The organism is Paracoccus luteus (genome assembly GCF_004522155.1).
Lineage (GTDB): Bacteria > Pseudomonadota > Alphaproteobacteria > Rhodobacterales > Rhodobacteraceae > Paracoccus > Paracoccus luteus.
This window is the reverse complement of sequence record NZ_SDEA01000002.1, coordinates 285,537-307,601: the sequence shown is the minus strand read 5'-3', so window position 1 is coordinate 307,601 and position 22,065 is coordinate 285,537. Positions and strand designations below refer to the sequence as shown.

The window sequence follows — 22,065 nt, the reverse complement described above, 5'->3', positions numbered from 1 at the left end:
AGGCGCGGGCAGGCAGGCGGGATGATCGACGTCCGCCCCGTCATTCACGCCATTTCCCGACTGGCCATTGCGATGGGCGGGCTGATGGTGCTGCCGATGGCGACCGACCTGATGCGCGGCGATCCCAATTGGCAGGCGTTCCTGGCGGCGGGCGCCATCACCGTTTTGGGGGGCGGGATGGCGGCGCTGGCGACCTCGTCGCGGTCGCGCACGCTGACGGTGGAACAGGCGTTCCTGCTGACCTCGGGGCTGTGGATCGTGCTGCCGGTGCTGGGGGCGCTGCCGTTCATGTTCGGCGCGCCCGGCGCCAGCCTGACCGACGCCATGTTCGAGGCGATGTCGGGCATGTCCACCACCGGCGCCACCGCGTTTCCCCGGCTGGACGGGCTGCCGCGGGGCACGCATCTGTGGCGCGGGCTGCTGCAATGGGCGGGCGGGCTGGGGATCGTCGTCGTGGCGATGATCTTCCTGCCGGTCATGCGCGTCGGCGGCATGCAGTTCTTTCGGTCCGAGGGGTTCGACACGCAGGGCAAGACCATGCCCCGCGCGGGCAGCATCGCGGCCCAGATCACCGAGATCTATCTGCTGCTGACCGTCGCCTGCGCCGCGACCTATGCCGCGCTGGGGATGGGCGGGTTCGACGCGATCATGCACGCGCTGACGACCTCGTCCACGGGCGGATTCTCGAACTATGACGCCAGCTTCGGCAAGTTCCTGGGACCGCCGCAGCTGGCCGCGTCGGTGTTCACGATCCTCGCCTCGATCCCGTTCGTGCGGATGGTGCAGGCGATGCACGGCGATCTGGTCCCGATGTGGCGCGACACGCAGATCCGCGCCTATCTGGCGATCATCGCGACGCTGGTCGGGCTGATCGTGCTGCACCAGGTGGTCTGGCTGGGCGGACCCGCCGACGGGCGGCTGCTGACCGAGGCGGTGTTCAACGTCACGACGATCATCTCGGGCACCGGCTATTTCTCGATCGACGTGACGCAATGGGGGCACCTGCCGTTCGTGCTGCTGATCGCGGCGGGGCTGATCGGCGGGTGCAGCGGATCGACGGTCTGCTCGATCAAGGTCTTCCGCTATCAGGTGCTGTTCCAGGCGGTGCGCGGCCAGCTGGCCGCGATGCAGTCGCCGCACCGGGTCCGGCCGCTGCGGCTGCAGGGGCGGCGGCTGGACGCGGACGTCGTCCATTCGGTGATGGCCTTCTTCACGATGTTCATCCTGACCTTCGGGCTGCTGATCGTGGGGCTGGCCCTGACCGGGCTGCACCCGCGCACGGCGCTGACCGCGGCCTGGACATCCATCGCCAACGTCGGCCCCGCCTGGGGCCCCGAGGTGACCAGCAACGGCAGCGTCGCCGATTTCCCCACCCCGGCCAAGTGGCTGATGATCGTCGGCATGTATCTGGGCCGGCTTGAGCTGATCACCGTGTTGGTCGTGCTGATGCCGCGGTTCTGGCGGCAATAGCCGGGGAGGCGGGCGCCGGTCAGGGGGGCGCGGGTCGGGCCGCGGCCGCGACGGCGGGTCAGGCGATCAGGGGTCGCCGGTCAGGCGGCGGCCGCGGGCGCGGGGTCGCGTTCGGGCGGGCGGATGCCGAAGACCACGCAATACAGCGCCGGCACGAACACCAGCGTGATCAGCGTGCCGGCGATGATGCCGCCCATCATCGCGAAGGCCATCGGGCCCCAGAACACCTGCCGCGAGATCGGGATCAGCGCCAGGCTGGCGGCGGCCGCCGTCAGCAGGATGGGCCGGGCGCGGCTGTCGGACGCCTCGAACACGGCGGCCCAGGCGCTGCGGCCCTTTTCGCGCAAGACCTGGATCTCGTGCACCAGGATGATCGAGTTGCGGATCAGGATGCCGATCAGCGCAAGGATGCCCAGGATCGCCACGAACCCCATCGGCACGCCAAAGGGCACCAGCGCCGCGACAACCCCGATCAGCCCCAGCGGCGCCGCGGCAAAGACGATCAGCGACAGGCGAAAGCTTTGCATCTGGATCATCACCAGCAGCGCCATCGACAGCAGCATCAGGGGCACGACCGCCGCGATCGGGGCCTGACTTTCGCCCGAGCTTTCGACCGTGCCCCCCACGACCACCCGGACCTGCGGCGGCAGCGTGGCGACATAGCCGGCGACGCGGGCTTCCAGCGCCGCGACCAGCGTGGCGGGCTGGTCGGCGGTTGCGATGGCAGCCTTGACCGTGACAGTGGGCAACCCGTCGCGCTGCGCAATCAGCGGCTGTTCGATCCCATAGGACAGCCGCGCCAGCGTCGCCAGCGGGATGGGCTTGCCGCTGGGCATCGCCAGTTCCAGGCTTTGCACCGATTCCAGCGATTCGCGGTCGGCCGCCTCGCCCCGCGCCACCACGTCGATCAGGAAGATGCCGTCGCGCAGCTGCGTCACGGTGCGGCCCGAATACAGCGCCGCAAGGGCCGCCGCGATGTCCTGGTTCGACAGGCCCAGCTGGCGCGCGCGGTCCTGATCGACCTCGACCCGGACGACGCGGGCGGGTTCGTTCCAGTCCAGCGAGACGTCGCGCAGGCGCGGTTCGGCCGCGATCACGGCGGCAAGGCCCCGCGCGGCGTCGCGGGCGGCGGCGATGTCGGGGGCGCTGACGCGATACTGCACCGGCTTGCCGACCGGCGGGCCGATTTCCAGGTTCTTCACATAGACATCGGTGCCCAGCATCTCGTCGCGGGCAAAGTCGGCCAGCCGCGCCTTCAGCGCGTCGCGCGCGGCCAGGTCCGGGGTCTGGATCACGACCTGCCCCATGAACGGCCCCGGCGTCGGCACGTCCATCGCCAGGACGAACCGCGGCGCGCCGCGCCCGACATAGCTGGTCCAGAACAGCGCCTCGGGCTGCGCGGCCAGGAACGCGTCAAGCTGCGCGATCGAGGCGTCGGTGCGGGCGATGGACGCGTTGTGGCGTTCGGTGACGTCCAGCAGGATCTCGGTCCGGTCGGAGGTCGGGAAGAACTGCTGCTCGACGAACTGCATGGCCCAGACCGACAGGCCGAAGATCGCCAGCGTGACGGCGACGGTCAGCCATTTCAGCCGCATCGCGCCGCGCAACAGCACCCGGAACCCCCGCCGCAGCAGCCCGGGGCGGTCGGCGTGGTGTTTCATCGCGGCGGGCAGGAACGTCACCCCCAGCAGCGGCGCGAACAGCACCGCCACGATCCAGCTGACCACCAGCGACACCGCGATGACGACGAACAGGGAAAACGTGAACTCGCCCGCGGCCGAGTTGTTCAGCCCGATGGGGATGAAGCCCGCGACCGTGACCAGCGTGCCGGTCAGCATCGGAAACGCGATCGAGGTCCAGGCATAGCTGGCCGCCTCGGTCAGGCTTTCGCCCAGTTCCAGCCGCGAGATCATCGTCTCGATCGCGATCATCGCGTCATCGACCAGCAGCCCCAGCGCGATGATCAGCGCCCCCAGCGAGATGCGCTGCAGCGTGATCCCCCAGTAATCCAGCACGACGAAGGTGATCGCCAGCACCAGCGGGATGGTCAGCGTGACGACCAGCCCGGCGCGCATCCCCAGGCTGACGAAGCTGACCAGCAGCACGATGGCCACCGCCTCGGCCAGGGCGGTGATGAAATGGCCGACCGCGTCCTTGACCACCTGCGGCTGGTCGGCGAACTTGTGCATCTCGATGCCCACCGGCAGGTCGGCGGCGATGCCCGCCATCAACTCGTCCAGCGCCGCGCCATAGGTCTGGATGTTCTCGCCCCGGCGCATCGCCACCTCAAGCCCGATGGCCTCGCGCCCGTTGTGGCGGAACAGGGCCGACGGCGGGTCCGCATAGGCCCGGCGCACCGCCGCCACCTCGCCCAGGTTGAAGAAGCGGTCGCCGATCCGCAGGTTCACGGCCGCGATGCTGGCGGCGGTGTCGAACTGGCCGTCGACGCGGACCAGCACCTGTTCCGGCCCGGCCTGCACGATGCCGGACTGCGCGATGGCGTTCTGCGCGGCCAGCGTCTGGATCACCTCGTACTGGCTGACCCCAAGGGCGGCCAGCCGCGCGGACGAGAACTCCAGGTAGATCTGTTCCTCGCGCACGCCCAGCAGGCCGGTCCGGCCGGCGGCGGGCAGGGCCTGCACCTGCTTGCGGATATCCTCGACCCGGTCGCGCAGCTCGCGCTGGGTAAAGCCGTCGGCGGTGAACGCATAGATGTTGCCGAACACGTCGCCGAAACTGTCGTTGAACTGGAAACCGGCGAACTCTTGCGGGAACTCGGGGCGGATGTCGGACATCATCGACCGCACCCGTTTCCATGTTTCCGCGACGTCGTCGCCGCGGACCGTGGGCAGCAGCTCGACATAGACGACCGTCTGGCCCGGCATGGTGACCGAGCGGGTGAAACTCAGCTCGTCCAGCTCCTCCAGCTTGGTCTCGATGCGGTCGGTGACCTGGTCCAGCGTCTCCTCGATGGTGGCGCCGGGCATCGCGGCGGACACGACCATGACCTTGATGGTAAAGTCGGGGTCTTCCTCGCGGCCGAGGTTCTGATAGGCCATGATGCCCGCGACCATCGACACGGCCAGCAGGAACCAGACCAGCGACCGATGGTGCAGCGCCCAGTCCGAAAGGTTGAAGCTGCTGCGTCTCATGCCGGGCATCCCATCCTGCTGGTTCCGGCGCGGGGGGCGGGACGGGGCGCGGCAGGACGGGGGACGCGACCGCGGACGGGGCGGGGCGGCGCGGCGGCACCGCGCGGCGTGGCGCGGCACGGCGCGGCGGAACGTCGCGCGGGGCAACGGGGCACGGCGGAGCGCGGCGCGGCGGATCGCGGCGTCGTGGCGGGACGGGGCGCGGGGCGGGGCGTCATGGCTGCACCCGGCGGCCCACGGCCTGCCCCTCGGCCAGCGAGTTGACGCCGCGGACCACGACCTCGTCGCCTGCGGCGATGCCGTCGGCCACGACGACGCGGTCGCCCTGGCGTTCGCCGGTCACGATGGCGCGGCGGGCCACGGTCGCGTCCAGGATGTCGCGGGTCACGATCCAGACCGCCGCGTCGGCGCCGGGGATGATGGCGGCGGCGGGCACCGTCAGCATCGGGGCGCCGTCGCCCGCGCGCACCGCGCGGATCAGGGTGCCCAGGCGAAGGCCGCGCGCATCCGACAGCGCAAGATGCACCCGCCGGGTGCGGGTCTGGGCGTCGGCCACCGGCTCGATCCGGTCCACGGTAGCGCGGACCGGCGCTGCGTCGGCGGCGGCGCGGCTGACCAGAAAGACGGTGCCGGGTGCCACCCCCGCGCCAAGCTGCGTGTCGCCCAGGTCGATGATCGCCTCGTGCGCGTCCTCGCCCGACAGGGTCAGCACCGGGTCGCCCGCCGCGACGACCGCGCCGGTGCTGGCGAAAACCCTGCTGACCACACCGGCGATGGGGGCGCGCATCTCGGCGAAGCCCTGCGCGTCCCGCGCCCGCAGCAGCTGCGACTGCGCGTCGGCAAAGGACGCCTCGGCGGCGGCCAGCGCCTGTTCGGCCTGCTCAAGCTGGGCTTGCGGCGCGACGTTGCGGTCGGCCAGCGCCCGGGTGCGTTCGGCGGTGCTGCGCGAGGTCGCGAGCCTGACCTCGGCCGCCGCGGCCGCCGCCTCGGCGGCGCGGACATCGCCGTCCAGGTCGTCGGGGTCCAGCCGCGCCAGCAGCGCGCCCTGTTCGACGCGGTCGCCGATGTCCACGCCGCGTTCGACGATGCGGCCCAGCGTCTGAAAGGCCATGTCCACCTGCGACCGCGCCACGATGACGCCGGGGATGCCGCGCGGCGCGGCGGCCATGTCGGTCACGATCTCGGTCACGACGGGGCGCGGCGCGTCCGGGGCCACGGGGTCGGCGGACCGCCCCCACGGCAGCGTCAGCGCGGCCGCCGCGACGGGCAGCGCCAGCAGCAGCGCCAGCGCGGCGGCGATCAGGCCGGCCCGGCGCGTCATGGCCGCACCTTCCCCGCCACGACAGGCCGGCCGGGATACATCATCTGCGCCCCCTCGCCCACCACGATGTCGCCCGGCTCGATCCCCGAGGCCAGGATCACCGCGCCGGTCTGGAACCGTTCGACCGTGACCGGCGCGATGGCCACCCTGCCGTCGGCCCCGACCCGCCACACCGCCGGCAGGTCGCCCGTGGCGGTCAGCGCCGTCCACGGGATCACGATGCCCGTTCCCGCCGGCAGATGGACGCTGCCCCGGACCGCGCCGCCCAGCAGCGAGGTGTCGGTTTCCCCGGGGATCACGGCCCGGACGGTGACCGCGCCGGTCGCGGGATCGACCAGCGGCGCGATCTCGGTCACGGTGGCGGTCAGCGTCGCGCCGGGCCGGTCCAGCGGCTGCAGGGTGACGGTGGCCCCCATCGCGGCGTCAAGCTGCGGGCTGTCGGGGGTCTGGAACACGGCCTCCAGCCCCGTCAGCGCGGCCAGCCGCAGGATTTCCTGCGCGGCGCCGACGATCTGGCCGGGCTCGCCCGACCGGGCGGTCACGACGGCGTCCTGCGGCGAAATCAGTTGGGTGTCCGCCAGGGCGCGGCGGGCCTGATCGACGGCGATGCGGGCGCGTTCGGCCTGCCCGGCGGCGGCCGACAGCGCCTGCCGCGCGCCGTCGCTGCCCGCGCGGGTGCCCACGCCCCGGCGCAGCATCGCGTCGGCGCGGCGGGCGGCCTGCTCGGCCTGCGCCTCGGACGCCAGCGCCGCGTCAAGCGCGGCCTCGGCGGCGGCGCGGGCCTGTTCCTGCTGGACCGGGTCAAGCCGCGCCAGCGCCTGACCGGCAGCCACGCGGTCGCCGGCATCGACCAGCATGGCGGCGATCTTGCCGCCCTGCGGGAACGACAGGGCAAGGCTGTCCTGCGCCTCGATCGTGCCGGTCAGCGACACGTCGAAGGTCAGCGGCTGGCGGGCGACGGTCACCAATTCGACCGGCATCGGATCAGGCGCGGGGGTCGGGCCGCCCGCAGGCTGCGCCGCCGCGGGACCGGCCAGCGCGGCCAGGATCAATGAAAACCGGATGAAACGCGATGGCTGAGGCACGAATTGCTCGATGAAAACACGTCCTGTTCTGCCGCTGCGCGGTGGCGAAGGAAAGCGATTTTCCCGGACGATCTTACGTAACCGCGCCGCGCTGGTGGAATTGGTAACCGCGCCGCGCTGGTGGAATTGGGGCCGGTCCCACGATCCGTCGCGCAGGATCGCGGCCAGCACGGCCACCGCCCGGTCCACGTCGTCCATGCCGTTGAACAGCGGCGCAAAGCCGAACCGCATGAGGTCGGGGGCGCGGAAATCGCCGATGATCCCCTGCGCGATCAGCGCCTGCATCACCGCATGGCCCTGCGGGTGGCGCAGGCTGACCTGCGATCCGCGCAGCGCCGGGTCGCGGGGCGTCGCCAGCGCCAGCGCCGGACAGGCGGCGCCGACCCTGTCGATGAACGCCCCGGTCAGCTGGATCGACCGGGCGCGCAGCGCGGCCATGTCCACGCCGTCCCAGACATCCAGCGCCGCGTCCAGCGCCGCCATCGCGATCACCGGGGGCGTGCCGACGCGCATCCGCTCGATCCCCGGCGCGGGGGCATAGGCGGGATCGAAGGCAAAGGGCGCGGCATGGCCCATCCACCCCTGCAGGCATGGCTGCGCCGCCTCGGCATGGCGCGGGTTGACCCAGATGAAGGCCGGCGCGCCCGGCCCGCCGTTGAGGTATTTATAGCTGCAGCCGACCGCGAAATCGGCGTTGGCCGCCCGCAGGTCCACGTCCACCGCGCCCGCGGAATGGGCCAGATCCCAGACCGCCAGCGCCCCCGCGTCATGGGCGGCGGCGGTCAGGGCGGCCATGTCGTGGCGGCGGCCGGTGCGGTAATCGACCTCGGTCAGCATCAGCACCGCCAGATCGGGGGTGATGTGGGCGGCGACATCCTGCGGCGCCACGACCCGCAGTTCCGCGCCGGTGACGCGGGCCAGCCCTTGGGCCACATAGAGGTCCGACGGAAAATTGCCGCTGTCCGACAGGATCACGCGGCGTCCGGGGTTCAGCGCCAGCGCCGCGCTGACCGCCTGGAAGACCTTGATCGACAGCGTGTCGCCCATGACGACCTCGGCCGGCCCCGCGCCGATCAGCCGCGCGATCCGGTCGCCCACCCGGCGCGGCTGTTCATACCAGCCCGCGCGGGTCCAGCCGGTGATCAGCATCTGCGCCCATTCGTCCCGCATCATCGCCGCGACCCGGTCGGCGGCGCCGCGCGGCATCGGCCCCAGCGAATTGCCGTCGAGGTAGGTGATGCCCTCAGGCAGGTGGAATGCGGCACGGGTGGCGGCGAAGTCGGTCATCCGGGTTTCCTTTGGGTGGAGCCTAGCATCGCGACGCGCGGCGGCAAGATGGGGGCGTTGCCCCCGTCCCTGCGGGACTCCCCCAGGATATTTAGGCAAGGAAGAATTGGTGGGCGCGGCTTTGCGGCAGAGGGTTGCATCATCGCGCCCACCGACGTCCGGCGCTGCAAGCGGTCCGGCGGGGTGGTTCCTGTCGTCTTGCACCGCCCTGCGATTGCGCATGGGTGATGGTCCGTGGGGAAGGACAGTCCGGCGGCGGTTTGGGGCCGTGCAGCCCTGCGCTTGCGCGTCGGGCGGTCGGCTTGCGGCGCCTGCTCGCTTTCGCTTGCGCTGCGAGCGTTTGGGAAATGCAAGCGGCCCATTGCTTGCGGACGTCCGGGCTTGCGGCGTTACGGGCGGTCGCGGCTGAAAGAGGGCCGCTGGACCGCTTGCGGACATCCGGCCCAGCATTGCACTTGCGCCGCGCGCGTTCCCGGCTGGAAAAGGCCCACGGGGCGTTTGCAGACGCCCGACCCGTCGCCTGCCCAGCCCTTCGCTTGCGCTGCGGGCGTTCGGGACTGGAAAAGGTCCACTGGACCTTCCGGGCGCCGCCGGCCCTTCGCTTGCGCTGCGGGCGTTCGCGGCTGGAAAAGGTCCACTGGACCTTCCGGGCGCCTGCCCAGCCCTTCGCTTGCGCTTCGGGCGTTCGGGACTGCAAACGGTCCACTGGACCGTTTGCGGGCGCCTGCCCAGCCCTTCGCTTGCGCTTCGGGCGTTCGGGACTGCAAACGGTCCACTGGACCGTTTGCGGACGTCCCTCACCCCTCAACCTTCCCGAAATCCGCGATCAGGCGGCCGGCCTCGCGGATGCGGCTGAGCAGGTTCAGGCGGTTGCGGCGGAGGATCTGGTTGTCGGCGTTGACCTGCACCGCCTCGAAGAAGGCGTCGATGGGGGCGCGCAGGGCAGCGATGGCCGACATGGCGGCGGGGAAGTCCTCGGCCCGCATGGCGGCGGCGATCTGCGGCTCGGCGGCGTCGAGGGCGGCGAAGAGGGCGCGTTCCTCGTCGGTTTCCGCGAATTTCGGGTCCGCGCCGAAGGAATATTCGACGCCGTCCTTTTCCTCGGCCTGGGCCAGGATGTTGGCGGCGCGCTTGAGCCCCTGCAGCAGGTTCGGGCCGCCCTCGCTCCCCAGCATCGCGTTCAGCGCGGTGGCGCGGCGCACGACCAGCGTGAGGTCGTCCGACCCCGGCATCGCCAGCACCGCGTCGATCACGTCATGGCGGATGCCCTGATCGCGGAGATGGACCTTGAGGCGGTCGTGGAGGAAGGCGAGGAGGTCGGCGGACAACTCAATTTGAGTAAGGACCGGCTTAGGATCACGTCCGGTGCGGTCAATAGATGTGTCGATGTCATATTCTGTCGCAATGCAGTGCCTGCTTAGCTTGTGCAGGAACATTTCCTTTGACATCTGCAAGGCGACCTGACCGCTTTCGTCCGTGTAATAACCACCAGTCCAGCGTGTGACGCCGTTTCCGAGCGACAGGAGATGACCAAGCATTGAGGGTCGCTGGTAATAGGCCCAGTATGCTTCGCCTGCTTGTCCTTCGAGTAGCGGAGCTAGGGCCATCCGCACCCCATTCCCCAGCACCAGCCGGATCACCCCCAGCGCCGCTCGCCGCAGCGCAAAGGGGTCCTTGCTGCCGGTGGGCTTCTCGTCGATCGCCCAGAAGCCGGTCAGCGTGTCCAGCTTGTCCGCCAGCGCCACGGCCACCGACGCCGGCGCGCTGGGCACCTCATCCGACGGCCCCAGCGGCGAATAGTGGTCGCGGGCGGCGTCGGCCACCGCATCCGGCAGCCCGGCGGCCTGCGCGTAATAGCGGCCCATCGTGCCCTGCAACTCGGGGAACTCGCCGACCATAGCGGACCGGAGGTCCAGCTTGGCGACCTTCGCCGCCTGCTCGGCCTCACCAGCATCAGCGCCCACAATGGGCGCGATCTCGCGGGCCAGTGCGGCGATGCGTTCCACCCTGTCGGCCTGCGATCCCAGCTTGGCGTGGAAGGTCACGGCCTTCAGCCCCTCGGCCCAAGCCTCCATCCCTGACCGCGCCTCGCGCAGGTCGTTTTCCCAGAAGAACGCCGCGTCCGACAGGCGCGCGGCCAGCACGCGCTGGTTGCCGGCAAGGATCGTCGCGCCGTCGTCAGGCGTCTCGATGTTGGCGACGGTGACATAGCCTTCGATCCGGCCCGTCCTCGGGTTGCGGGCGGACAGGAACTTCTGGTGCTCCTTCATCGAGGTCTGCAGCACCTCGGGCGGCAGGTCGAGGAAGCGGTCCTCGATCACCCCCATCAGCGGCACCGGCCATTCGACCAGCCCGGCGAGTTCCGTCATCAGCGCGTCGTCGGGCACGATCTCCCACCCCCGCGCAAAGGCGAGGTTCGCGGCCTCCTGCCGGATCGCGGCCTCGCGCTCGGCCGGGTCGAGCATGACCTTCGCGCGGCGCAGCTTGGCCGCATAGTCGTCGAAGCCCGTGACGCGGAAGGTATCAGCCGCCATGAAGCGGTGGCCGCGCGTGGTGTCGCCGGCCGCGATGCCGTCCACGGTCAGCGGCACGACCCGCGCGCCCGCCTCGTCCGACAGGACGGCGATGATGGAATGCAACGGGCGGACCCAGCGCAGGCTGCCGCTGCCCCAGCGCATCGACTTGGGCCACGGGAAATCGCGGATGGTGGCTTCCAGCACTTCCGCCACGATCTCCGCCGCCTTGCGGCCGGGCTTCTCGACCACGGCAAAGAAGACCTCGCCCTTTTTTTCGGCGCGGCGTTCCAGCTGCTCCAGCGTCAGGCCGGTGGATCGCAGGAAGCCCTGCACCGCCGCCTCGGGCGCATCCACGCGCGGCCCCTTGCGCTCCTCGCGCACGGGTTTGGACTCCGCGCTCAGCCCCTCGACCGCCAGCGCCAGCCGGCGCGGCGTGGAAAACGCCCCGGCGCTGGCATAGGTCAGCCCGGCCTCGACCAGCCCGTCCGTCATCAGACGCCGCAGATCCTCGCGCGCGCGGGGCTGCATCCGGGCGGGGATTTCCTCGGAGAACAGCTCGATCAGCAGGTCCATCAGTCCATCACTCCGCGTTCCGGCGTCTTGTCGTTGAACTGGTGCCAGGCGAAGGCGCGGCCGTCGGGATAGACGACGATCACCCGGTCCACGTCGGGGCGCACCTCGGACTGGCCCAGGATCGCGCGGGCGTTCCCGGCCTCGAGGTCCGCCGTCAGGCCGCGTGCCGAATAGCACTGGAACCAGCCCGGCCCGTTCAGCGGCGTCGCGGCCGGATAGGGGGCGGCGTCGGCGACCTCGGCCGGGTCCAGCGTAAAGCAGGCCCGCCAGCGGATCGGCGAGGACGAGGCGTCGATGGCGCGGAAGCCATCGACCGCGACCGGATGCGCGGCCCCGGCCGCGTCGGTCACGACGATCTCGGCCGCGCCGGTGATCTCGTCCACGTCCTCGTAAAAGCCGTAGACCTGCAGATACCACACCGCCAGCCCCGCCAGCAGCGCGGTCAGCACCAGCATCGACGCCATGATCTTGCCCGAGCTCATGCGGCGGCCTCCGTGTTGGCGCCGGTGGCGGCCTCGGTCGTGACAAACAGGTCGGCGCAGGCCTTGGCCAGCGCCCGGACGCGGCCGATATAGGCCTGCCGTTCCGTGACGCTGATGACGCCGCGCGCGTCCAGCAGGTTGAAGATGTGGCTGGCCTTGATCGCCTGATCATAGGCCGGATGCGCCATCGGGATATGCCGCCCGGCGCTGTCCGTCTCGGGCGCGGCAAGGATGCGGGCGCATTCGGCCTCGGCGTCCTTGAAGTGGGCCAGCAGCATGCCGGTGTCGGCCTGCTCGAAGTTCCAGCGGGAATATTCGCGTTCCGTCTGGCGGAAGACGTCGCCATAGGTCAGCGGGATCGGGCTGCCGGGGGCGTTGAAGGGCATGTCCATGACGTGTTCGACGCCCAGCACATACATCGCCAGCCGTTCCAGCCCATAGGTCAGCTCGCCCGACACCGGGCGGCAGTCATGCCCGCCGACCTGCTGGAAATAGGTGAACTGGCTGACCTCCATACCGTCGCACCAGACCTCCCACCCCAGGCCCCAGGCGCCCAGCGTGGGGGATTCCCAGTCGTCCTCGACAAAGCGGACATCGTGGACCAGCGGGTCCAGCCCGATCGCCTTGAGGCTGCCCAGATACAGATCCTGCAGGTCCGGGGGCGAGGGTTTGATGATGACCTGATACTGGTAATAATGCTGCAACCGGTTCGGGTTCTCGCCATAACGCCCGTCGGTCGGCCGGCGCGAGGGCTGCACATAGGCCGCCGCCCACGGGCGCGACCCCAGCGAACGCAGCGTGGTGGCCGGGTGGAAGGTGCCCGCGCCCACCTCCATGTCATAGGGTTGCAGCACCGCGCAGCCGGTCGCCGCCCAATAGGATTGCAGGCGCAGGATCACGTCCTGGAAACAGCGCGGACGGTCGGCTGCGTCCGTGATGGCGGCGGCGTGATCGGTCTGGGGGCTGGTCATTCCAGCGTCCTTTCGCATAACTGACGCGAATGTCAGGCGCCTTCTAGGGGGCGGTCCTGACCGGGTCAATGGCGGGTCAAGAAGGGGCGCGGATGCGGGCTTTCGCTTTTCTGATCGCGGCGCTGCTGCCGGGGCTGGCATGGGCCGAGCCCGTGGTCCTGCGGCTGGAAGCCAAGCGCGACGCCGCCGGCGCGGCCGAGGCGGCCGGCCGCTGGGGCGCGCAATTCCCCGACGTGGTGACGTTTCCGCTGAACGCCGGCTGGACCGCGATCGCGCTGGGTCCGATGGAACGGGCCGAGGCGCAGGCGCGGCTGGACGCGCTGAAGGCCGAGGGTCGCGTGCCGGGCGACAGCTTCCTGGGGCCGGTGCCCGAGGGGATGGTGCCCGCCGGGGACACCGCCGCCGCGCCCGCTGATGAAGATACCGCCCCTGCCGAACCCCTGCCTGCGCCCGACCAGCCGCGCCCCGGCGACTATATCCGCCTGCAGGCCCTGCCCTCGCGCGCCGAGGCGGACGCGGCGCTCGCCGACTGGCGCCGCGATTTCCCCGCAGCCGGGCTTTACGCGCTGCCCGACGGGTGGTTCGCGGTCGCGCTGGGGCCGATGCGGGCGGACACGGCGTCCGCGTGGCTGTCGGCGATGCAGGCCACGGGGCGCGCGGCGCGCGACGCCTTCGTGGCCGGTCCCGACCGGCTGGGCAGCGTGGCGGACGCGGGCCGCGCCCCCGACCTGCCGCCGCCGGGCGACACCCCGATGCCGCCCCTGGACGAGGTTCAGCGCGCGCTGCGCTGGGCCGGGCTTTACGACGGCGCGATCGATGGCAAGGACGGGCCGAACACCCGCGCCGCCATCGCCGCCGAGATCGTGGCCCACCGCGCAGCCCCCGACGCGGGCACCGCGATGGCCGCGCTGATCGAACGGCGGCAGGCGTGGCGCGACCGGATGGGGCTGACGCGGCTGGACGACGCCGCCAGCGGTCTGTCCGTCATGGCGCCGATGGACCGGCTGGCGTTCGACCGGACCGAACAGGGGCTGTCGATCTATGGCCCGCGCGACGGTTCCGGGGCCGCGCTGATCCTGTGGTCGGCCCCCGGCGGCCAGCAGGAGATGCTGGATTTCACCGGCCTTGTCACCGCGCTTGGCTGGGTGCCCGCGCCCGAACGCAACGTGACGCCGGGCCGCGCCACGCTGCGCGGGCAGAACGACACCCACATCGGCCAGGCCGAGGCGCGGGTCGCGGACGGCCGCGCCGAGGGTTTCGTGCTGATCTGGCCGCTGGCCGACGCCGAGGACCAGCCCCGCGTCGCCGCCGAGCTGAGCGACAGTTTCGGGCCGACGCCCGCGCCCGCGGACGACACGGGCGGCAGCGGCGTGGGCAGCGGCGGAATGGGCGGCAGCGGCGAAAACTGACCCGCCGCGGGCTGGGGACATCGGCCCGCCACGCGGCGGCGGAAACGGATCGTTAACGCCCGCGTGCTAGCTGTCGGCCATGATCCCACAGCCGTTCCGCCCCTTGCTGATTCTGCTGTGCTGGCTGTGGCGGTCAGTCGCGCGCCGCGATCTCGGCGGCAAAGGCGGGGCCGAAACGGTCCAGCCGCGGCGCGTCCAGATAGCGCGACAGGTCGCGCGGGCAGTCCTGGGCGATGCGGCGCAGGGTGGAATTGCCCACCGACAGCGGCTTTTCCGTTCCGTCCTCGCCGCGCGCCAGCCGCCGCTGGGCGGCGTCCAGCCGGTCGAACAGCGCACCCCCGGGCCGCCCCGCCAGCGCGCGCCGCGCCGGATGCATGGGCGCGACCTCGCCCGCGATGACCGACAGGAAGGCCGCGCCGAAGCTGTCCAGCTTTTTCGCGCCGACGCCGCCGATGCGCGCCATGTCGTCCAGCGTCTGCGGACGGCTCTGCGCCATCTCGATCAGCGTGCGGTCGGGAAAGATGACATAGGCGGGCACGCGCGCGGCCTCGGCCAGCTCGCGCCGCTTGGCCTTCAGGGCCGACAGCAGCGGCGCGTCCTCGTCGTCCACCTGCGTCCTGACCACGGTCGAGGGCCGGGCCTTGCGGACCAGGTCGCGGCGCAGGATCACCGCCGCCTCGCCGCGCAGCACGGGATGGGCGGCCTCGGTGATGCGCAGCCCGCCGTGGCGTTCCGGGTCGGGGCGGATCAGGTCGCGGCCCAGCATCTGGCGCAGGATCGCCTGCCATTCCGCCTTGGGGGTCGCGCGGCCGACCCCAAAGGTCGGCAGCTGGTCGTGGCCGCGCTGCGTGACCTTGTCGGTGGCGTTGCCCAGCAGCACGTCGATGATGTGGCCCTGCCCGAACCATTCCCCGGTCCGCAGCACCGCCGACAGCGCCATCCGCACCGGCTGGGTCGCGTCGAAGGTTTCGGGCGGCGTGTCGCACAGGTCGCAGTTGCCGCAGGGCGCGGCGTCCTCGCCGAAGTAACCCAGCAGCACCTGCCGGCGGCAGGCCACGGCCTCGGCCAGCCCCAGCAGCGCGTTCAGCCGGGCGTGGTCGGCCTCTTTGCGGTCCAGCGGGGCCAGCCCCTCGTCGATCTGGGTGCGGCGCAGGCGGATGTCGTCGGGACCGTACAGCGTCAGCGTTTCCGCAGGCGCCCCGTCGCGGCCGGCGCGGCCGATCTCCTGGTAATAGGCCTCGATCGACTTGGGCAGGTCGGAATGGGCGACCCAGCGGATATCGGGCTTGTCGATGCCCATGCCAAAGGCGACGGTCGCCACCACGACCAGCCCGTCCTCGCGCTGGAACCGCGCCTCGACCTCGCGCCGGCGGTCGGCCTCCATGCCGCCGTGATAGGCGACGGCGGCAATCCCCTCGGCATTCAGCGCCGCCTCAAGCGTTTCGGTCCGGGCGCGGGTGGCGCAATAGATGATGCCGGACTGGCCGCGCCGCGCGGTCGCGAACTCCATGATCTGCCGGCGCGGCCCGTCCTTGGGCTGGAAGGCCAGATGGATGTTCGGCCGGTCAAAGCCGCGCAGGAACGTCTGGGGAAGGGCGCCGTCGAACAGCCGCGCCACGATCTCGTCGCGCGTCTCGGCGTCCGCCGTGGCGGTGAAGGCGGCAAGCGGCACGGCCAGCGCCCGGCGCAGGTCGCCCACGCGCAGATAGTCGGGGCGGAAATCATGACCCCACTGGCTGACGCAATGCGCCTCGTCCACGGCGATGGCGGTGACGCCCGCGCGGCGCAGCAGCGGCAGCGTGCCCCCCGACGCCAGCCGTTCCGGCGCCATGTAGAGGATCTTCAGCGCGCCCGCCGACAGCGCCTCGAACACCTCGCGCGTCTCGTCCTCGGTGTTGCCGCTGGTCAGCGCGCCGGCGGCGACGCCCGCCGCGCGCAGGCTGCGGACCTGGTCGCGCATCAGCGCGATCAAGGGCGAGATGACGACCGTCACGCCGTCGCGCATCAGCGCGGGCAGCTGATAGCACAGCGACTTGCCCCCGCCGGTCGGCATGATCGCCAGCACGTCGCGGCGCGCGGCCACGGCGTCCACGATGTCCTGCTGGCCGGGGCGGAAGGCGTCAAAGCCCCAGACCCGCCGCAGCAGGTCGGTCGCCTGCGGGTCGGTCATCAGAATCCCATGAAGAACCCGGCGTTGTTCGCCAGTGCCCGCTGCAGGATGATGATGCCGATGAAGACGACCAGCGGCGCAAGGTCCAGCCCGCCGAGGTCCGGCAGGATGTTGCGGATCGGGCGATACAGGGGTTCCAGCAGCCGCGACAGCCCGTCCCAGACCTGCGCCACCAGCGGCTGGCGCAGGTTCAGCACCTGAAAATTGATCAGCCACGACATGATGATATGGGCGATCATGATGAACCAGATCACGTCCAGGATCAGCATCAGCGCCTGAAAAAGCGTCGTCATCGCGGCCTCGCGTCGGAAAGGGTCGCTTTCAGGTAGGCGAGAGCGCCCGCGGGCGCAAGGCGGCGAAGGACGGACGCGGCGGCGGGGGACGGTGGGTGGCGGAGCGGTGGCGGGGGGCGGCGGCGGCGCAAGGCGGTGGCGGACGGGCGCAGTGACGGGCGGGCGCGGTGACGGCGCTGCCCGCAGGGATCGCGCGGTCGCGCTGGCGGACCGCGGCGCTGCCCATGCAGGCACGGCAGGGCACTTCGCCGCCCCCCCTCGCGTGCGACCCGCATAGGACGGGCGCGCGCAGGGGGTTTCGCCACCGGATCGTGGACAGCATCGCGCTGACCGCGCGGGTGATGGCGGGGCGGGCAAGCCCGACCTTCCATCGCTGAACCCCCGCAGGGGCGACAGCCGCAACTTCGGGGACGAGGATGACAACGCCATCGCCCCCGCCGTGCAGCCGCGGCGCGGGGCAACGGGTCGCGGGTCCGGTCCGTCACGGCCTTGCGACAGGCGGGCCCACGGCTCTCCCCCTAACCCGCCGTCACGGTTGACGGGCGCCGTGGCGCGTCCTAGCCCGGCGCAGACCCGCAGGCCGCAAGGACCGTCCATGTATCCGCTGATCCGCTTTGCCCGCGAGGTGCTGTCCGCCCGGCGCGCGCCGCGCCTTCCGCCGACGGGCACCCATGTGTCCACCCACCGCTGCTGGCCGTGGGATCTGGACCCTTGGGCCGAGCTGAACAACGGCCGCACCCTGACGCTGTATGACCTGGGCCGCATCCCGATGGCGATCCGGCTGGGCATCACCGACACGCTGCGCGACCGCGGCTGGGGCTTTACCGTGGCCGGCAACTCGGTCCGCTATCGCCGCCGCATCCGGGCGATGCAGCGGTTCACGCAGGTCTCGCGCACCATCGGGTGGGACGCGCGGTTCCTGTACATGGAACAGTCGATGTGGATCGGGGGCGATTGCGCCAACCACATGCTGCTGCGCGTGGCCATCGTGGGCGGCGGACGCAGCGGCATCGTGCCCCCGGCCGAGTTCATGGCAGCCCTGGGCCACGCCGGCGCCAGCCCGCCCCTGCCCGACTGGGTGCAGGCCTGGATCGACGCGGACGCGGCCCGCCCCTGGCCGCCCGGGATCGGCGACGTGGGCGCCGACCGAACGGACGACTTGCCAGCCTGACGCCGCCGGTGCCTTATGCACGGCGACGAAACGGGGGCATGAATGAACCGCAGGCGTATCTGGGGATGGTGGTTCTTTGACTGGGCAAGCCAACCTTACCACACGCTGCTGCTGACCTTCATCTTCTCGATCTATTTCGCCGAAGTGGCGCAGCACCGCTTTGCCATGCTGGGCGCGGCGGATGCCGTCCACGCGGGGGCGCAGGCGCAGGCGACATGGGGTTACGCGCTGTCGCTGTCGGGGGTCGTCATCGCGGTCCTTGCCCCGGTGCTGGGCGCGGTCGCCGACACGACGGGGCGGCGGATGCCGTGGATCTGGCTGTTCTCGGCGCTTTACGTCGTCGGCAGCGCGGGGCTGTGGTTCCTGACCCCCGACGGCAGCGCGCTGATGCAGACGCTGGTGCTGTTCGGCATCGGCCTGATCGGGCTGGAGTTCGCGACCATCTTCACCAACGCGCTGATGCCGACGCTGGCCGGGCGCGACGAGATGGGGCGCATCTCGGGCAGCGGCTTTGCCTTTGGCTATCTGGGCGGGGTGATGGCGCTGGTCGCCATGCTGGCGCTGTTCGCCGAAAGCCGCACGACCGGGCTGACGCTGCTGGGCAATCCGCCCGCCCTGGGCCTTGACGCCGCCGCGCGCGAGGGCACGCGCTTTGTCGGGCCGTTCACGGCGATCTGGTATGTCGTCTTCATGATCCCGTTCTTTTTGTGGGTGCGCGAGCCGCGGGGCGCCGGCCGACCGCTGGAACCGGGCCGCGTGGCGGGCGAGCTGTGGCGGATGATCCGGTCGCTGCGCCACCGCCGGTCGCTGGCGGCGTGGCTGGTGTCGTCGATGCTGTCGCGCGACGCACTGAACGCGCTTTATGCCTTTGGCGGGATCTATGCGGCGACGGTCCTGGGCTGGCCGGTGATCTGGTCGGGCGTCTTCGGCGTGGTCAGCGCGCTGGCGGCCGCCGTCATCAGCTGGCTGGGCGGGCGCGCCGACCGGCGCTGGGGGCCAAAGCCGGTGATCGTCACCTGCACCGTGGTCCTGATCCTCGTCTGCCTGGTCATCGTCGGGATGAGCCGGCAGTCCTTCTTCGGCCTGCCGCTGGCGGCGGGTTCGCGCCTGCCGGATGCGCTGTTTCTGGGCTGCGGGGTGGCGATCGGGGGCGCGGGGGGCGCGCTGCAATCGGCGTGCCGCACGATGATGGTGCGCCACACGACCGCCGCCCGCGCAACCGAGGCGTTCGGCCTTTACGCGCTGTCGGGCAAGGCGACGGCGTTCCTGTCGCCCTTCCTGATCGCGGTCGCGACCGACCTGTCGGGCAACCAGCGGATCGGCATCTCGCCGCTGATCGTGATGTTCCTTCTTTCGCTAGCGCTGCTAAGCTGGGTCAACCCAGAGGGAGAACCCGAGCAGTGATCCGCAAGACCCTGACGATGGCCGCCACGCTGCTGGCGCTGGCCCTGCCTGCCGCGCCGGCGCTGGCCGACCCGCTGGCCAAGGACGTGTTCGGCGCGCAGGTCGCGGCCACCCGCGGCCAGCCGCTGGCGCTGGGCGGCTATTCCCGCGGCTGCGCGTCGGGCAGCGTGCAACTGCCGGAAACCGGCCCCACCTGGCAGGCGATGCGCCTGTCGCGCCACCGCAACTGGGGGCATCCGCAGCTGGTCGATTTCCTGGTCGGGCTGTCGCAGCAGGCGACGCGGTTCGGCTGGCCCGGCATCTATGTCGGCGACATGAGCCAGCCGCTGGGCGGCCCGATGCTGTCCGGCCACGCCAGCCACCAGATGGGGCTGGACGCCGACATCTGGATGCTGCCGCCGTCCAGCCTGCGGCTGTCGCCGCGCCAGCGCGAGAACCTGTCCTCGCAGTCGGTCGTGGCGCGCGGCGGCACCGCCCCCAGCCCGCTGTGGTCGGCGGCGCATCACCAGCTGCTGCGGGCGGCGGCGTCCGATCCGCGCGTGGCCCGCGTCTTTGTCGATCCCGTCGCCAAGGTCGTGATGTGCCAGTCCGAACGCGGCAACCGCGCCTATCTGCGCAAGATCCGCCCGATCGACGGGCACGACTATCACTTTCACGTCCGCCTGGCCTGCACCAACCAGGGGTGCGAGGATCAGGCCGCCCCGCCCCCCGGCGACGGCTGCGCCGAGGCCGCGCAGTGGATCCGCAACCGCATCGACCCGCCGCCCGCGCCGCCGCCGAATCCCGACTACCGCCACCCTCGCAGCTATCGGCTGAGCGAGATGCCCCGCGCATGCCAGGCCCTCGTCGCGCGCTGATCGCGGCGGCGGCGGTCGGGGCGGCGATGCTGGCGGGGCCGGCGCCCCCATCGGCCAACGCGGCGGCCGCCGCGTCGGGCGCGGTGGTGGATTACCTCGGCACCTATGTCTGGCGGGGCCTCGACGACGATTTCGGCGGGTTCTCGGGGATCGAGCTGGACGCGGACGGCCGCCGCTATACCGCGCTGTCGGACCGGGGAACGGTCCGGTGGGGCAGCGTGGACCGCGACGGGCAGGGCCGCATCCGCGGCCTGACCACCGCCGGGACCGCGCGGCTGCAGGACAGCGGCGGGCGCAAGCTGCGCGCCGGATACCTGGGCGATGCCGAAGGGCTGGCCATCGACGCGCAGGGCCGGCTGTTCGTCAGCTTTGAGGGGCTGGACCGGATCGCCCGCTTTGACACCCCCGACAGCCCCGCCGTGCGCATCCCCCCCGCGCGCGAATTCGCCCGGATGCGCCCCAACGCGGGGCTTGAGGCGCTGGCCGTCACGCCCGGCGGCGACATCCTGACCATTCCCGAATCGTGGGATGACGACGACGAAGGGTTCCCCGTCCTGCGCCGCAGCGGCAACGAATGGTCGGTGCCGTTCCGCATCCCCCGGCTGGGGTCGTTCGTGCCGGTCGGCGCGGACGTGGGCCCGGACGGGCGGCTGTATCTGCTGGAACGCGCCTTCAAGGGCGTGCGCGGATTCGCCAGCCGGGTGCGGCGGTTCGACATGACCGGCGCCACGCTGTCGGCGGGCGAGGTGCTGATCGAGACCGGCTTTCTGCGCCACGACAACCTTGAGGGGATCGCCGTCTGGCAGGACGCTCAGGGCATCCGGCTGACGATGATCTCGGACGACAATTTCCTGTTCGTTCAGCGCACCGAGCTGGTCGAATACCGCGTCCGGGACTGATCGCGGCTTGACGCGCGGCGCCCGCGGCCCTAGATGCCGCGCGTCCCGTCAACGGGGCCGAGTTCTTCCGCCACCTTGTAAAACGGAAAAAACCCCATGCGTTCGCTGATGCCCGCGGTCCTCGCGATGGCTGCCGTCGTGCTTGCCTCGAACATCCTGGTCCAGTTCATGCTGGGCGACTGGCTGACCTGGGGGGCGCTGACCTATCCGATAGCCTTCCTTGTCACCGACGTGACCAACCGGGTCCACGGCGCCGCCGCCGCGCGCCGGGTCGTCGTCGCGGGCTTTGTCGCCGGCGTCGCCTGCTCGCTGGTCGCGGCCGGGCTGGACAAGACCACGCTGCGGATCGCGCTGGCGTCTGGGCTGGGGTTCATCATTGGACAGCTGCTGGACGTCGCGATCTTTGACGCGCTGCGCCGCCGGTCGTGGTGGAAGGCCCCGTTCCTGTCCTCGCTGGCCGGATCGGCGGTCGACACCGCGCTGTTCTTTGCCATCGCCTTCGCCGCGTTCCTGCCCGCCGATGCCAACACCGGCTGGGCGACCGAGGCCGTGCCGCTGCTGGGGCAAGGCCCGACCGCGCCGCTGTGGGCGTCGCTGGCCTTGGCCGACTGGTCCGTCAAGCTGGCGCTGGCGGCGCTGGCCCTTGTGCCGTTCCGCATGCTCGTCCGCAAAATCTTGTCCGCGCCGGTCGGAAACTGATTGACTTGCCCGGGGGGTGTGGCAGGCTTCCAGTCAGCGTCAACAGCGAAAGGAGGTGGTCCAGTGTCGAGAGTGATGTTGGAGAACGGAGTCGGGACAGCCGGAGGGTCCGCCGCCTGAGGGCAAACCCTGAGGCACAGAACCAATGGCTGGGAACCGGATGCATTCCATCCCTAACCGGACCATCTCCCATGATCTCGCGGGCCGTCCTTTGGGGCGGCCCGTCCGTTTTTGGCCGTGGGGGGCGTGGCCTTGCCGTCGATCGGCGCGGGGTGCAATTTCCCGATCCGGGGTCCATCATCCCGC

The 22,065-nt window shown here is 71.3% G+C and carries 15 protein-coding genes and 1 pseudogene; 7 read left to right on the top strand and 9 right to left on the bottom strand.

The window, feature by feature from the left end; genetic code table 11:
* The first annotated feature begins 21 nt into the window (after positions 1 to 21).
* Positions 22 to 1,470 carry a TrkH family potassium uptake protein gene (locus tag EPA64_RS04320; RefSeq protein WP_134725016.1) on the top strand — a complete coding sequence of 483 codons (1,449 nt, stop codon included), beginning with the start codon at positions 22 to 24 and terminating at the stop codon, positions 1,468 to 1,470.
* A gap of 80 nt (positions 1,471 to 1,550) precedes the next feature.
* Here the strand turns inward: EPA64_RS04320 and EPA64_RS04315 are convergent, their stop codons facing one another.
* The 7 genes and pseudogenes from EPA64_RS04315 to EPA64_RS04290 form a co-directional block, all read right to left on the bottom strand.
* Positions 1,551 to 4,622 carry an efflux RND transporter permease subunit gene (locus EPA64_RS04315; protein ID WP_134725015.1) on the bottom strand — a complete coding sequence of 1,024 codons (3,072 nt, stop codon included), beginning with the start codon at positions 4,620 to 4,622 and terminating at the stop codon, positions 1,551 to 1,553.
* Between the two features lie 214 nt (positions 4,623 to 4,836).
* On the bottom strand, positions 4,837 to 5,943 hold the full coding sequence (locus EPA64_RS04310; protein ID WP_134725014.1) for an efflux RND transporter periplasmic adaptor subunit: 1,107 nt from the start codon (positions 5,941 to 5,943) through the stop codon (positions 4,837 to 4,839).
* A complete protein-coding gene (locus tag EPA64_RS17050) occupies positions 5,940 to 6,923 on the bottom strand; it encodes an efflux RND transporter periplasmic adaptor subunit (protein WP_246026609.1) in 984 nt (327 codons plus the stop codon). Before EPA64_RS17050 ends, EPA64_RS04310 begins: the two co-directional genes overlap by 4 nt.
* Before the next feature lie 207 nt (positions 6,924 to 7,130).
* A pseudogene (kynU, locus tag EPA64_RS17045) lies at positions 7,131 to 8,315 on the bottom strand (kynureninase); the annotation flags it as partial.
* A 797-nt stretch (positions 8,316 to 9,112) separates the two neighbouring features.
* The gene (gene glyS / locus EPA64_RS04300) at positions 9,113 to 11,407 is read right to left on the bottom strand and encodes a glycine--tRNA ligase subunit beta (RefSeq protein ID WP_134725135.1); all 2,295 of its coding nucleotides are present in this window, start codon (positions 11,405 to 11,407) and stop codon (positions 9,113 to 9,115) included.
* Positions 11,404 to 11,886 (bottom strand): DUF6446 family protein, encoded by a 483-nt coding sequence (locus EPA64_RS04295; protein WP_134725013.1) that lies wholly within the window; start codon positions 11,884 to 11,886, stop codon positions 11,404 to 11,406. Before EPA64_RS04295 ends, glyS begins: the two co-directional genes overlap by 4 nt.
* The gene (locus EPA64_RS04290; RefSeq protein WP_134725012.1) at positions 11,883 to 12,857 is read right to left on the bottom strand and encodes a glycine--tRNA ligase subunit alpha; all 975 of its coding nucleotides are present in this window, start codon (positions 12,855 to 12,857) and stop codon (positions 11,883 to 11,885) included. Before EPA64_RS04290 ends, EPA64_RS04295 begins: the two co-directional genes overlap by 4 nt.
* A 92-nt stretch (positions 12,858 to 12,949) precedes the next feature.
* Between EPA64_RS04290 and EPA64_RS04285 the strand changes: the two genes are divergently transcribed.
* Positions 12,950 to 14,266, top strand: coding sequence for a peptidoglycan-binding domain-containing protein (locus EPA64_RS04285; protein ID WP_134725011.1), 1,317 nt, complete (start codon positions 12,950 to 12,952; stop codon positions 14,264 to 14,266).
* Positions 14,267 to 14,399: 133 nt separating this feature from the next.
* Here the strand turns inward: EPA64_RS04285 and recQ are convergent, their stop codons facing one another.
* Together recQ and EPA64_RS04275 are read right to left on the bottom strand one after the other, a co-directional pair.
* Complete coding sequence (recQ, locus tag EPA64_RS04280; protein ID WP_134725010.1) at positions 14,400 to 16,436, bottom strand: DNA helicase RecQ; 2,037 nt, start codon at positions 16,434 to 16,436, stop codon at positions 14,400 to 14,402.
* Positions 16,436 to 16,729 carry a YggT family protein gene (locus tag EPA64_RS04275; protein WP_134725009.1) on the bottom strand — a complete coding sequence of 98 codons (294 nt, stop codon included), beginning with the start codon at positions 16,727 to 16,729 and terminating at the stop codon, positions 16,436 to 16,438. Before EPA64_RS04275 ends, recQ begins: the two co-directional genes overlap by 1 nt.
* 595 nt (positions 16,730 to 17,324) lie before the next feature.
* On the opposite strand from EPA64_RS04275, the gene EPA64_RS04270 reads away from it, so the two are divergent.
* From EPA64_RS04270 to EPA64_RS04250, 5 genes are all read left to right on the top strand, one after another.
* The gene (locus EPA64_RS04270; RefSeq protein ID WP_134725008.1) at positions 17,325 to 17,900 is read left to right on the top strand and encodes an acyl-CoA thioesterase; all 576 of its coding nucleotides are present in this window, start codon (positions 17,325 to 17,327) and stop codon (positions 17,898 to 17,900) included.
* A gap of 42 nt (positions 17,901 to 17,942) precedes the next feature.
* Positions 17,943 to 19,304 (top strand): MFS transporter, encoded by a 1,362-nt coding sequence (locus EPA64_RS04265; RefSeq protein WP_134725007.1) that lies wholly within the window; start codon positions 17,943 to 17,945, stop codon positions 19,302 to 19,304.
* Positions 19,301 to 20,161 (top strand): penicillin-insensitive murein endopeptidase, encoded by an 861-nt coding sequence (gene mepA, locus EPA64_RS04260; protein ID WP_425467010.1) that lies wholly within the window; start codon positions 19,301 to 19,303, stop codon positions 20,159 to 20,161. Before EPA64_RS04265 ends, mepA begins: the two co-directional genes overlap by 4 nt.
* Positions 20,137 to 21,060, top strand: coding sequence for an esterase-like activity of phytase family protein (locus EPA64_RS04255; protein WP_246026597.1), 924 nt, complete (start codon positions 20,137 to 20,139; stop codon positions 21,058 to 21,060). Before mepA ends, EPA64_RS04255 begins: the two co-directional genes overlap by 25 nt.
* 96 nt (positions 21,061 to 21,156) lie before the next feature.
* Positions 21,157 to 21,759: a VUT family protein gene (locus tag EPA64_RS04250; protein ID WP_134725006.1), complete on the top strand. Its 603-nt coding sequence runs from the start codon at positions 21,157 to 21,159 to the stop codon at positions 21,757 to 21,759.
* The last annotated feature ends 306 nt before the right edge of the window (positions 21,760 to 22,065 follow it).